This is a genomic window from Faecalibacterium sp. Marseille-Q0746, assembly GCF_017377595.1.
Taxonomy (GTDB): Bacteria; Bacillota; Clostridia; order Oscillospirales; family Ruminococcaceae; genus Faecalibacterium; species Faecalibacterium duncaniae.
On sequence record NZ_JAFREI010000003.1, the window covers coordinates 167,145 to 179,018 of the forward strand.

The window sequence follows — 11,874 nt, forward strand, 5'->3', positions numbered from 1 at the left end:
TGAAAGGGGGATTTTTTCATGGCGACCCGCCGGGGTGACACCCTGATCTTCCCAAAACCGCCTGTCATCGCCGCACACGCCTGCATCGGCGGCAAAAAGGAGGGCGAAAGCCCGCTGGCGGCAGAGTTCGATGAGCTGCACAGTGACAACCGCCTCGGGCAGACCAGCTGGGAGGCCGCTGAAACGCAGCTGCAATTACAGACGGCGCGGCTCTGCCTGAAAAAAGCCCACGCCACCGAAAAGGATGTGAGCCTCCTGCTGGCCGGAGACCTGCAGGCCCAGTGCACGGCTTCGGGCTATGCGGCCCGGGCGCTGGGCCTGCCCTTTGCGGGGCTGTTCGGAGCCTGCAGCACCATGGCCGAGGCGCTGGGTGTTGGGGCCTGCCTGTGCAGCGCCGGAATGGCAGACGGCCTGCTGGCCATGACCTCCAGCCACTTCTGCACCGCCGAGCGGCAGTTCCGCACCCCGCTTTCCTACGGAGCCGTGCGCACCCCCACCGCCCAATGGACTGCCACGGCGGCAGGGGCCTGCCTGCTCCGCCCCGCCGGGCAGGGGGTTGGCATCCGGGCCGTGACCTTTGGCCGGGTGCAGGATCTGGGCATCCGGGACATCAACAACATGGGGGCCGCCATGGCTCCTGCTGCGGCGGCAACGCTACTGCGCTACCTCACCGATACCAACACCCAGCCGCAGGAGTTCGATGCCATCTGCACCGGCGACCTGGGGCATGTGGGCAGTCAGCTGTTCCGGGAGCTGCTGGCCGCCGAAGGCCTGCTCCTCAAGAACCATGTGGACTGCGGTTCCCTCCTCTATGATGCCGAGGGCCAGTCGGTGCACAGCGGCGCTTCTGGGCCGGGGTGCTGTGCAGCAGTGCTCTGCGGGCATCTCCTGCCCCGGCTGGAGCGGCGGGGGCAGCGCCGGGTTCTCTTTCTGGCCACGGGCGCACTGATGAGCCAGACCACCTTTTTGCAGAAGGAGAGCATCCCCGCCATCTCGCACCTGGTGGAGCTTGCTGCCCCGGAGGAACAGAACGGAGGGAACACATGAACTATTTCTGGGCATTCGTTACAGGCGGGGCCATCTGCGTGGTGGGCCAGCTCTTTCTCGACCTGACCGCCCTGACCCCCGCCCGCATCCTGACAGGCTATGTGGTGGCGGGCGTGGTGCTTTCGGCCCTTGGGTGGTACGCGCCGCTGGCCGAGTTTGCAGGCTGCGGTGCCACCGTTCCCCTGCTGGGCTTCGGGCATCTGCTTGCCAAAGGCGTGCGCACCGCCCTTGCCGAAGAGGGAGCCATCGGCATCCTGACCGGCGGGCTGACCGCCGCTGCTGCAGGCATCACCACCAGCCTTGTCTGCGGCGTGGTCTGTTCGCTGGTGGGCCGCAGCCACGACCAGAACTGAAGCAGAACTCTTCCTGGGACGATACACTTTTTTCGTGTATCGTCCTTTTCTGCGCCGATTCGCGCCCTCTGCATGGTATACTTTTCCAGAAAAGGAGATGATAGTCATGCGCGAGACTCTTGCAACGATCTTATGGGAGGGCTGGACCGCCCTCGTGCTCTGCGCGGCGGCGGTGTTCCTGCCCGGCAGCGAGGCCCTTACATATCCCGCCGTGCTCTGGCCCGGGCTGGTGCTGGCAGCTGCTGTGCCTGCAGGCTGGGCGTTCTGGGCGCTGGCAGAGCAGCCCGCGCCCCTGCCCCCGGAACAGCTGCTGGAAAAACAAAAACCCCCGTATCGGGTTCCCGATACAGAGGTTTTGTTCGTCAGTCGATCACTTGATCTGTCGTAAATCAGGCGTTCTTGTTTGCACGCTTGGCCATACGGCTGATCTTGCGAGAAGCGGTGTTCTTCTTGATGACACCCTTAGCGCGAGCCTTGTCGATCGCGGAAACAGCAGCCAGGACAGTTGCGTCCTTGTCAGCGGCTTTAGCATCGATGGCAGCGTCTGCCTTCTTGACGACTGTTTTCAGGTTGGTCTTAATGGCCTTGTTGTGAGCCTGCTCTGCAGCAGCCTGCACGACGCGGTCCTTCTGAGATTTGATGTTAGGCATTCGTTCCACCTCCTTGGCTACCTATAACAGCGCACCTTATGATACCATATTTGCCGTACCAGCGCAAGCCTTTTTTGAATTTTTGTTTAGAATTTTTTCATTTTCCCATACTTCTGGTACCGTTTGGGCGGGAAAAGCGCCCAAATACGGAAATTCAGACGGATGGGGGATGCAAAATGCGGGAAACTGACCTTGCCGATGAACTGTTCGGCCAGCCGGGCAAAACCGCCCTGCCCGCCGGGGTGCGCGTGGCAACGGCCCGTCAGGGCGGCGTGACGATCACCCGGGTAGAGATCGCGCGGGAGGGGCTGGCGCGGCCGCGGGGCCGGTATGTGACGCTGGAGGTCCCCAGCGTGAGCCTGCTGGACGAGCGGGACAGCGCCGTGATCGAAGCCGCCGCCGCAGAGCTGCGGCCCCTGCTGCCGCCCGAAGGCCCGGTGCTGGTGCTGGGGGTGGGCAACCGCCGGGTCACGGCGGATGCTCTGGGCCCCCGCACGGTGCAGAAGGTGTTCGTGACCATGGGGCCGCGCACCGTGCCGGTGCAGGGCATCCGGCCGGTGGCGGCTGTGGCTCCGGGGGTGTCGGCGGCCACGGGCCTGAGCTTACAGCAGCTGGCCGGGGCACTGGTGCGGGAGCTGCGCCCCGCCGCCCTGCTTTGTGTGGACAGCCTTTGCTCTGCCGAGCCGGAGCGGCTGGGCCGGACGCTCCAGTTTTCAGACACCGGGCTCCACCCGGCCCAGCCCGACCACTCCCGGCATCTGGATGCCGCCCGGCTGGGTGTGCCTGTCCTTGCGGCGGGCATCCCCACCCTGATGCAGGCCGAGGAGGGCCGGGATCTGGTCGTCACGCCCCGGGATCTGGACGGAGTCATCGCCCACGGCGCGGCCCTGCTGGGGGCTGCCATCAACCGGGCCCTGCAGCCAAAGCTGAGTGTAGCGCAGTTGTGCTGGCTGGTGGGGTAGCCCCTCTCGGTCTCGCCTTCGCTCGCCTGCTCCCCTGATAGGGGCCAGATTTATGCTGCTGCTGACCAGCTTCTCCTACTGGGAGAGGCAGCAATCCGTTCGCATTGATGGAGCGGTTCTCTCATATCTATTTTGCAGAAGGGGGTGAGGTTCCATGCGCAGGCGGGAAATGGCGGGGTGCAGGCATCCCCTGCCTTTTGCGGCAGCGGCAGGCCTTGCGCTGGGGCTGGCACTGTTTGCACACCAGCTGCTCCTCACGCTGGCGGCGGTGGTCATCGGGCCGCTGCCCGCCGTGCAGACCGCCCTTTACCTGAGCCGGAAAGACCTCTCCGAGAATGCCGCACAGGCCGTGAGCGAACCCGCGCAGGAAACACAGGCAGAGCCTGCACAGGAGGCTCCCGCCCTGCCTGCCGGTGACATTGAAGCCTACCTTGTCCCGCTGGAAGGCGACGAGGCCCGCCCGGAGGGAGCCGGTGCCATCCTGGAAAAGAACTATCCGCAGGGCAGCGGGGAGAAATACATTCCCTGCGGCAGCGGCAGCATCAAGAACAACACCAGCGTCTCCAGCGCCGACATTGCCGCCGAGATTACCAACCCGCTCCCCTTTGCGGTGGAGTGGAACAGCCCCGACCCGCAGATCCTCATCATGCACACCCATGCCACTGAGGATTACCGGCTCTCAGCAGGGCTGTGGTACCGCCCGGGGGACGGTTCCCGCACCACCGACCGGGACCTCAACATGTGCGCTGTGGGCCGGGTGATGGCGGACACCCTCAACGCCGCCGGGCTCAACACCCTGCACGATGAGACCCTGAACGACTACCCCAGCTACACTGGAAGCTACGCCAACAGCCGCGCGGTGGTGCAGCAATACTTATCGCAGTATCCCAGCATCAAGATCGTGCTGGATGTCCACCGGGATGCCATCGAGACTGAGAATGGCTCCCGCATGGCCCCGGTGTGCACCGTCAACGGGCGGCAGGCAGCGCAGGTGATGATCATCTGCGGGTGCGACAACGGCACCACGGTCAGCCTGCCCAACTACCGGCTCAACCTCCGCTTTGCCGCCGCCTGGGAAACCGCCATGGAGGGCCTGTACCCCGGCTTCACCCGCCCGGTCCTGTTCAGCTACCGGTTCTACAATCAGGATCTGACCCCCGGCAGCCTGCTCATAGAGATCGGCGGGCACGGCAACAACCTGAACGAGGCCCTCTATGCCGGGCAGCTGGCGGCCAATGGGCTGATTTCTGCATTAAAACAGTAAAACCTCCCAGTCCGCATCTGCTTCTTTGGCAAGTACGACCTGCCCTCTTTGCCAAGGGCTCCCCTATCAGGGGAGCTGGCGAGCGAATGCGAGACTGAGAGGTTTATTTTATTTCTGCTTATTCGTATACGATGCAGCCCAGGATCTGCTTGCCCAGCCGAACGATCTTCTCGTTCTGCTCCCGCACGGCATCGGTGCGGGTGACCGTGCAGTCGGCAGCCAGCACAATGGCATCGGCAGCCACCACATGGGGCACGGTGGCAGCGGCCTTGAGGATGCTCTCGGCGGCGGTCACGCTCTGGCCGCGCAGGGGTTCCGTGGCCTGCAGGGCAGCGGCCAGTGCTTCCAACTGGTCCGCAGGCAGATCGCCGGTGACCAGAATATTCTTCGCCTCCGGAGCGCGGCTGCGGATGGTCTGAGCCATCAGGCAGAGCATCTCAGCGTCCGCGCTGCCATCGGGGCGGCCCTCCATCTGATAGAGCTTTGCATCCAGCTTTCCGGCTTTCTTGGTGCGGTCGCTGGCCAGCGCGCCCAGCACGGGCAGGCCGGTGGAGCGGTTCAGCTCGCTGGCCGAGTAGACCATGCCGTCCAGCAGGAACTTGACCACAACCACGCCGCAGGCAAGCACACCGCCCAGCAGGAAGCCAATGAGCAGGTACTTTGCCACAGAGGAGGCAGCGCCGCCGTCCAGTGCGGGCTCCTCCGCACTCTCCCAAGTACTCTTAGCAGAAGCCAGATTGTCATCCAGCGCCTGACGGGCACTCTGCAGTTCCACCAGCTGGCTCTGCAGATTCTGAACATCTTCATTGCTCGTCTGCTGCAGCGCACGCAGTTCCGTGGAGACCCCCTGTGTCACGCTCTGATCAATCACGCGTACACTGTGGCTGCACACAGCAGCTGCCGCTTTATCATGGATCAGATCCAGACGACCCAGCAGCGCGTTCAGAATTTTCTCTGCGGTCTGCTGATCTGCAGCATACGCCTGCAAGGTCATCACGCCGTTATACTCGCCACTGTCGTTCTGGGAAAGTTCTACCGTGACCACGCCCTTCAGGTAGCGCACATCTACCCCTACGGCATCAGCGGCAGCATTCATGGAGTCACCGCTGACCAGCTGTTTCTGATATGCAGCCAGCAACGCACCGGTCGGGTCAACATTCTGATACGCAGAACCCGGCTGGATTTTGTAGCCGCTGTCAATATAAAGGTCAGCCTGCGCCGTCCAGACATTATAAACGTCCAGATTTTTTAGCAGCGACTTTTCTGCATAGTCCTGTGCCTGTTTCAGTGCTTCCTGCACACTAGACTGCGCATCCTCGTTGCTCTTCGCAGTCAGCTCGTACTGCTGCACAGCAAACTCATAATCCTTCTCTTTCTGCTGATACTCAGCCAGAGCCTCTTCATAAGCAACCTGATCTTCTGCCGAAACAGCGCCGCCGCGCAGGATCTTTACCCCGGCAAGGCCGCCAGCGATCACAGCACAGACAACCGCGGTCAGCAGGATGGGCTTGAGCTTGTGCAGAAGGGTCATCATGAGCGCGACGAGGTCGATCTCTTCCTCATCCTGTGCGCCGGTGGGGTAAGTAGTTTGATTTTCGTTCATGCTCTACTCCTCAGGACAAAGCCAATCTTCATGTTTGTTCCGTTTTGTGCAATGCACATACTATAGCAGAATAAATAATAGCATTCTTTCCGGCAGAATTCAACCGTTTTTCCACAAAAAGCCGATTGACAAACCGGTGCTGCTGTGCTATTTTTAGAATTACCGAAAAGCAAGGATCGGGAAAAGTAACGCATTCCGGACGCTCCAGAGAGCGCGGCAGCAGCTGAGAGCCGCGTGCGGGCCAGTGCGCGAACGAACACCCGGGAGCTGCAAACTGAACACGGCATTCCGCCGCCAGTAGGTGCGCCGCAAAGCCCAGCGTTACCAGGGCAGCGCTTATTGGAGCGCGCGAGCGACCGGACACTTCCGGTAATTCAGGTGGCACCGCGGACATTACAAGACAGCTTGTTCGCCCTGAAAATTCAGGGCAAAGCTGTCTTTTTATTTTTATATCGGAGGAAAGAAAGATGGAACGTACTGAGATCGTCTCGCTGTACAAGAACACTCCCGCCGACGGCACAGTGGTCACCGTGTGCGGCTGGGCCAAGAACATCCGTGATTCCAAGAACATCGGCTTCATCGCCCTGTCGGACGGCGGCTGCTTCAAGACCCTGCAGGTCGTGCTGGAGGCAGGCAAGCTGGCAAACTACGAGGAGGTCATCCACACCGGCCTGTACAGCAGCCTGCGCATCGTGGGCCGCATCGTCCTGACCCCGCAGGCAAAGCAGCCCTTTGAGCTGAATGCCGACAGCGTGGAGATCCTGGGCGACTGCCCCGCAGACGAGTACCCCCTGCAGAAAAAGAAGATGAGCATGGAGTATCTGCGCACCATGCCCACCCTGCGCCCCCGCACCAACACCTTCAACGCCGCATTCCGCGTGCGCAGCGTGGCTGCCTACGCCATCCACAAGTTCTTCCAGGAGAACGGCTTCGTCTACTCCCACTCTCCCCTGCTGACCGCTTCCGACTGCGAGGGTGCCGGTGAGATGTTCCAGGTCACCACGCTGGACCTGCAGAACGTGCCCAAGAACGAGGACGGCACCGTGGATTACAGCCAGGACTTCTTTGAGAAGCCCGTCAACCTGACCGTTTCCGGCCAGCTGGAGGCCGAGGCCATGGCCATGGCCTTTGGCAAGGTGTACACCTTCGGCCCCACCTTCCGTGCGGAGAAGAGCTTTACCACCCGCCACGCCGCCGAGTTCTGGATGATCGAGCCCGAGATGGCCTTCTGCGATCTGAAAGGCTACATGGACACCGCCGAGGCCATGACCAAGTTCGTCATCCGCTACGTGCTGGACAACTGCCCCGATGAGATGGCCTTCTTCAACCAGTTCATCGACAAGGGCCTGATCGAGCGCCTGGAGCTGGTGGCAAACAGCGAGTTCGGCCGCATCACCTACACTGAGGCCATCGAGATCCTGAAGAAGAACAACAAGAAGTTCCAGTTCCCCGTGGAGTGGGGCGTGGATATCCAGACCGAGCACGAGCGCTACCTGACCGAGGTCGTGTTCAAGAAGCCCGTCTTTGTCACCGATTACCCCAAGGAGATCAAGAGCTTCTACATGAAGATGAACGCGGACGGCAAGACCGTGGCCGCAGCTGATATGCTGGTGCCCGGCATCGGCGAGTTGATCGGCGGCAGCCAGCGCGAAGAGAACTACGATAAGCTGGTGGCCCGCATGGACGAGCTGGGCATGGACAAGACCAACTACGAGTGGTACCTGAACCTGCGCAAGTTCGGCGGCGTGGAGCACGCCGGTTACGGCTTGGGCTTCGAGCGGATGATCATGTACCTCACGGGCATCCAGAACATCCGCGACGTGCTGCCCTTCCCCCGCACCGCTTACGGTTTCTAAGGATTAAATTCAACCCTCTCAGTCAAAGCCTGTCGGCTTTGCCAGCTCCCCCGAAGGGGGAGCCTATTGCGGCTCTTGGATAAAGGCAGCATAGCCTCTCCCCTCGGGAGAGGTGGCATTGCGGAGCAATGACGGAGAGGGTTGTTTTCAACAAGGAGATAAATACAAGTGGAAAATATCGCTCCTGCCCTGTTGGACTGGTTCTATGCCAGCCGCCGCATCCTCCCCTTCCGGGAGGACCCCACGCCCTACCATGTCTGGCTGAGCGAGATCATGCTGCAGCAGACCCGGGTCTCGGCGGCGCTGCCCTACTACGAGCGCTTCCTTGCCGCCCTGCCGGATATTCCCGCGCTGGCCGGATGTGAGGAGGAAAAGCTGCACAAGCTGTGGGAGGGGCTGGGTTATTACAGCCGGGTGCGCAATTTGCAGAAGGCAGCGAAGATCGTCTGCGCTCAGTACGGCGGGCAGCTGCCTGCTGATTACAACGCCCTGCTGGCCCTGCCCGGCATCGGGGAGTACACGGCGGGGGCCATTGCATCCATCAGTTTCGGCCTCCCGGTGCCCGCCGTGGACGGCAACGTTCTGCGGGTGTTTGCCCGCCTCTACAACGATCCCCGGCTGGTCACCGACCCGCAGGTGAAGCGGGAGTTCACGGCACGGGTCATGGAGCACCAGCCGCCCGCAAAAGCCGGAGACTACAATCAGGCCCTGATGGAGCTGGGCGCGCTGGTCTGCCTGCCCAACGGCGCACCTCTGTGTGAGCAGTGCCCGCTGGGCACGCTCTGCCGGGCCCGGGCCGCAGGCACCGCCCTCTCCCTGCCCCAGAAAACACCCCCCAAGGCCCGGCGCATCACACCGGTCACGGTGGCGCTGGTGCTGAACGAGGGCCGGGTGCTGCTCCAGCAGCGGCCCGCCAAGGGCCTGCTGGCCGGGCTGTGGCAGCCGGTGCTGTGGGAGGATACCACCCTTACCGCCGCAGAGACTGCCGCCCGCCTTGCTGCCCTGGGGCTGGACTGCACAGGGGCACATTTCACCCCCCTGCCTGCGGCCAAGCACATTTTCACCCACATCGAATGGCACCAGAGCGGCTATTTCCTCACTGTGCCGGAGCAGCCCGCCCCCGCAGGCTGCGTCTGGGCCGGAAAGGAGCAGCTGGAGGCCGCGTATACCCTGCCCGGTGCCTTCAAGGCCTACAAAAAGCTGCTGCTGACCAAATTGCTGTGATCCCCCGGATTGATGAAATTTCTGCATTTCGGATTGTAATTTTTTGCTTTTCCGGGTATAATAGCCTTATCAAAATGAACTCCGGTTCCATGAACCACCGTTCCCCACCAGAAAAGGAGTGTGTCCTATGAAGAAATCCTGTCTGATCGCTGTTATCGCCACGCTGGCCGCTGTGGCCGGTGCGCTGGCCGCCGTGGCTGTCTATCTGCACCGCCGTGAGAAGGAGCTGGACGAGTACGAGCGTCTGCTGTTTGGCGAGGATAAGGCTGAGACCGTTGAGCCTGCCGCAGAGCAGCCCGCAGAAGATCCTTCTGCCGAGGATGCCGCAGAATAAACCAAACACCGAAAAGCGCACCCGGCTTGTCTTTTTTCGACTGGTCGGGTGCGTTTTTTCATAACGGCATCCCCTCTCAGACGCTTTGCACCTGAAAAGGGATGCCGCCTAAGGAGTACATATCCATGAAACGATTTTTGTTGTGGGTCGTTGGTGTCATTCTGGGCGTTGCCGTGCTGCTGGGCGCGGTGATGACCGTGAGCTATTCCTTTACCGGCGAAGGGTCCCGCCCGGCGGCAGACACGCAGTTCGGCGGACAAGCGCTGGAAGTGAACGGCTCCTGCTGGCAGGTGCCGCTGCTGGGCGGCGTGTTCGATAAGGTGTTCACCAGCCCCGAAACGCTCACCGTGCAGAAACTGGGCGTGCTGTATGACGCACACCCGGCCCTCGCCCTGCCCGATTGGGCCAGCTACACCACCCTGACCATTGAAACCGACATCGGCAGCATCGTATTTGCTGGGTCAGCCTCTCAGTACGAGGACTTTCTCTTCCCTGCCAACGGGGATTACAAGGCAAAGCTGACGGTCTGGCGGCTGCCGCAAGACTATCTTGCCACCCAGTTTGAGGGCGGCACCACCGGTGCCATCCGCAAGAACCTGGGCGTGGAGCACCCGGCCAAACCCACGGGCTGGTACAGCTACTCCTTCCGGTTCACCCTGCAGGCCAGCGCGGAGGTCGACCTTTCCACCGAGCGGCTGGAGCAGGGCGGCGTGGCGGCGCTTTCCATCACCGGCCTGACCGGCGAGACCGCTCCCGCTGTGGAGACCGACCTGGGCAGCGTTCAGTGTGTCCGGCTGGGCAGCGGCTGGCGCGCCTACATCCCCGCCGCCTACAACGCTTCGGCGGGCAGGCACACGGTCAACGTTACCGTCAACGGCGAGACCTTTGCCCGGACGCTGACCGTTCTGCCCAAGGATTTCGGCACCGTGGAGGTGGAGCCGGAACCTGCATCCACCGAGGCCGCCAATGCCGAGTTCCGGAACAACATCTGGCCCCTGTACGAGCAGCCCGTGCGGGAAAAACTCTGGGCCGGTGCTTTCCTCTGCCCGGCAGAAAACTACATGACGCTGGTGGATTTCGGTCAGGTCAAGGTGACCGGCGGCCAGCAGGGCAGCCGCTCCAACTCCACCCGGCTCTACACCATCCCCGGTGAGCCCTGCCGTGCCCCGGCGAATGGCGTGGTGGTGTTTGCAGGCGATCTGGCCCTCACCGGCAGCACCGTGGTCATCGACCACGGCTGCGGCGTGCGCAGTTATCTGTACGGCCTGCAGGAGCTCTCCGTGACCCGCGGCCAGACCGTGGAGCGGGGGCAGGCTGTCGGCGTGCTGGGCGAGGAGCTGACCATGGACTTCAAGCTCGGCAGCAAGAGCGTGAACCCCTGGCCCCTGTTCCAGACCAGCGGTGGGTTATTCTGGCAGGAAAAGGGCTGATCCTGCAAAAAATTTGCAGAAACCTGTAACGCTTTCTCCTTTTCTGCGTTATTGGGGTGAAAGGCCATGAAAAAGGAGGGCAAAATACGATGAAAACGAATTGTGATATCATCCGTGACCTGCTGCCGCTGTATGCGGAGCACATCACCAGTAAGGCCACCAACGCACTGGTGGAAGAGCATCTGGCCGAATGTGAAGCCTGCCGCGCCGAGCTGGAACAGATGGAGCAGCCGGTGCCGGTGCGGCCGGAAGCGCAGCCGGATGCGCCCCTGCGCAGGATCAGGGCCGCCCTGCAAAGAAGGAGCTTCCGTGCAGCAATCGGCTCTGTGCTGGCTGCCCTGTGCGCTCTGGCAATGATATTCTGGATGGGCACTGCCCGCGTCCCGGCCACCACAGAGCAGGCTCATTTCTGGACATACAACCGCAAAGAGAATGGCGCTGACATCTGCATTCTGGAAGTGCAGGGCGAGGGTGTCTGGCTGGATATGGAGGGCACCTTCAGCTGGGGCAAGCCGCAGATCACTGTGCGGGCCATGCGCTACCGCTTTCCGGGCGTGCATCGGGTACTGACAGCCCTGGTGGATTCTGATCGATCCACTGTATGGGTCATGGTGTCTCGCACCCAGCTGCTGACCGTGGACTGCGCAGACCAGACCCTGTACTACCGCGATGGACAGCTGGTAGACCGCTACATCGTGCAGGAAAACCCGGACGGTACCTTCGACTACGCCTACGGCACCGACCAGGAATATGGCACCGACTATAAGAAGGGCTGAGCCTATGGACATCGACAGCGTTTACCGGCTCTATTTCCGGGATGTGTTTCTGTTCCTGCAGGGCCTGACCCACAACGAGGCGCTGGCCGAAGAACTGACACAGGAGACTTTCTTCAAGGCTCTGGACGGCCTGAAGGACTACGACGACCGGCAGGATGTACGGGCGTGGCTGTTCACGGTGGCCCGCAACGCCTATTATCCCCACTGCCGCCGGACAAAGCACACTGCCCTGCTGGAAGATGCTGAACCCGCCCCCGCCGACACTCCGGACATTGCCCAACTGCTGGTCGATCAGGATGCGGCATTCACTGTACATCAGTGCTTGCACACGCTGGACGAGCCTTACAAAGAGGTGTTCAGCCTCCGGGTATTCGG

At 61.9% G+C, this 11,874-nt stretch carries 13 protein-coding genes; 11 read left to right on the forward strand and 2 right to left on the reverse strand.

What is annotated here, in order from left to right:
* Positions 1-18: 18 nt before the first annotated feature.
* From J3351_RS03375 to J3351_RS03385, 3 genes are all read left to right on the forward strand, one after another.
* Positions 19-1,047 carry a stage V sporulation protein AD gene (locus tag J3351_RS03375; RefSeq protein ID WP_207697123.1) on the forward strand — a complete coding sequence of 343 codons (1,029 nt, stop codon included), beginning with the start codon at positions 19-21 and terminating at the stop codon, positions 1,045-1,047.
* The gene (locus J3351_RS03380) at positions 1,044-1,400 is read left to right on the forward strand and encodes a SpoVA/SpoVAEb family sporulation membrane protein (RefSeq protein WP_005929703.1); all 357 of its coding nucleotides are present in this window, start codon (positions 1,044-1,046) and stop codon (positions 1,398-1,400) included. Before J3351_RS03375 ends, J3351_RS03380 begins: the two co-directional genes overlap by 4 nt.
* Positions 1,401-1,506: 106 nt before the next feature.
* Positions 1,507-1,788 carry a peptidoglycan synthetase gene (locus tag J3351_RS03385; protein WP_179860347.1) on the forward strand — a complete coding sequence of 94 codons (282 nt, stop codon included), beginning with the start codon at positions 1,507-1,509 and terminating at the stop codon, positions 1,786-1,788.
* Between the two features lies 1 nt (position 1,789).
* Here J3351_RS03385 and rpsT read toward each other — a convergent pair whose 3' ends face one another.
* A complete protein-coding gene (gene rpsT / locus J3351_RS03390) occupies positions 1,790-2,050 on the reverse strand; it encodes a 30S ribosomal protein S20 (RefSeq protein ID WP_005929709.1) in 261 nt (86 codons plus the stop codon).
* A 176-nt stretch (positions 2,051-2,226) separates the two neighbouring features.
* On the opposite strand from rpsT, the gene gpr reads away from it, so the two are divergent.
* Together gpr and spoIIP are read left to right on the forward strand one after the other, a co-directional pair.
* Entirely contained in the window at positions 2,227-3,012 is a 786-nt protein-coding gene (gpr, locus tag J3351_RS03395) for a GPR endopeptidase (RefSeq protein ID WP_035393352.1), read from the forward strand.
* A gap of 154 nt (positions 3,013-3,166) precedes the next feature.
* On the forward strand, positions 3,167-4,276 hold the full coding sequence (gene spoIIP / locus J3351_RS03400; protein WP_242699287.1) for a stage II sporulation protein P: 1,110 nt from the start codon (positions 3,167-3,169) through the stop codon (positions 4,274-4,276).
* A 118-nt stretch (positions 4,277-4,394) separates the two neighbouring features.
* Here the strand turns inward: spoIIP and J3351_RS03405 are convergent, their stop codons facing one another.
* Positions 4,395-5,879 (reverse strand): hypothetical protein, encoded by a 1,485-nt coding sequence (locus tag J3351_RS03405; RefSeq protein ID WP_207697124.1) that lies wholly within the window; start codon positions 5,877-5,879, stop codon positions 4,395-4,397.
* A 467-nt stretch (positions 5,880-6,346) separates the two neighbouring features.
* Between J3351_RS03405 and asnS the strand changes: the two genes are divergently transcribed.
* From asnS to J3351_RS03435, 6 genes are all read left to right on the forward strand, one after another.
* Positions 6,347-7,735 carry an asparagine--tRNA ligase gene (gene asnS / locus J3351_RS03410; RefSeq protein WP_117535626.1) on the forward strand — a complete coding sequence of 463 codons (1,389 nt, stop codon included), beginning with the start codon at positions 6,347-6,349 and terminating at the stop codon, positions 7,733-7,735.
* 168 nt (positions 7,736-7,903) lie between these two features.
* Positions 7,904-8,959, forward strand: a complete 1,056-nt coding sequence (locus J3351_RS03415) for an A/G-specific adenine glycosylase (protein WP_207697125.1) — start codon at positions 7,904-7,906, stop codon at positions 8,957-8,959.
* A gap of 127 nt (positions 8,960-9,086) precedes the next feature.
* Entirely contained in the window at positions 9,087-9,293 is a 207-nt protein-coding gene (locus J3351_RS03420) for a hypothetical protein (protein ID WP_005929737.1), read from the forward strand.
* A gap of 125 nt (positions 9,294-9,418) precedes the next feature.
* Entirely contained in the window at positions 9,419-10,723 is a 1,305-nt protein-coding gene (locus J3351_RS03425) for a murein hydrolase activator EnvC (protein ID WP_207697126.1), read from the forward strand.
* 89 nt (positions 10,724-10,812) lie between these two features.
* Complete coding sequence (locus J3351_RS03430) at positions 10,813-11,499, forward strand: anti-sigma factor (RefSeq protein WP_207697127.1); 687 nt, start codon at positions 10,813-10,815, stop codon at positions 11,497-11,499.
* Positions 11,500-11,503: 4 nt separating this feature from the next.
* Positions 11,504-11,874: RNA polymerase sigma factor (locus J3351_RS03435; RefSeq protein WP_207697128.1), on the forward strand; the 371-nt coding region annotated here is incomplete at its 3' end.

Coding starts and splice junctions, on each gene's coding strand:
- J3351_RS03375 (WP_207697123.1), top strand. CDS start 19: ATGGCGACCCGCCGGGGTGACACCCTGATCTTCCCAAAACCGCCTGTC.
- J3351_RS03380 (WP_005929703.1), top strand. CDS start 1,044: ATGAACTATTTCTGGGCATTCGTTACAGGCGGGGCCATCTGCGTGGTG.
- J3351_RS03385 (WP_179860347.1), top strand. CDS start 1,507: ATGCGCGAGACTCTTGCAACGATCTTATGGGAGGGCTGGACCGCCCTC.
- rpsT (WP_005929709.1), bottom strand. CDS start 2,050: ATGCCTAACATCAAATCTCAGAAGGACCGCGTCGTGCAGGCTGCTGCA.
- gpr (WP_035393352.1), top strand. CDS start 2,227: ATGCGGGAAACTGACCTTGCCGATGAACTGTTCGGCCAGCCGGGCAAA.
- spoIIP (WP_242699287.1), top strand. CDS start 3,167: ATGCGCAGGCGGGAAATGGCGGGGTGCAGGCATCCCCTGCCTTTTGCG.
- J3351_RS03405 (WP_207697124.1), bottom strand. CDS start 5,879: ATGAACGAAAATCAAACTACTTACCCCACCGGCGCACAGGATGAGGAA.
- asnS (WP_117535626.1), top strand. CDS start 6,347: ATGGAACGTACTGAGATCGTCTCGCTGTACAAGAACACTCCCGCCGAC.
- J3351_RS03420 (WP_005929737.1), top strand. CDS start 9,087: ATGAAGAAATCCTGTCTGATCGCTGTTATCGCCACGCTGGCCGCTGTG.
- J3351_RS03425 (WP_207697126.1), top strand. CDS start 9,419: ATGAAACGATTTTTGTTGTGGGTCGTTGGTGTCATTCTGGGCGTTGCC.
- J3351_RS03430 (WP_207697127.1), top strand. CDS start 10,813: ATGAAAACGAATTGTGATATCATCCGTGACCTGCTGCCGCTGTATGCG.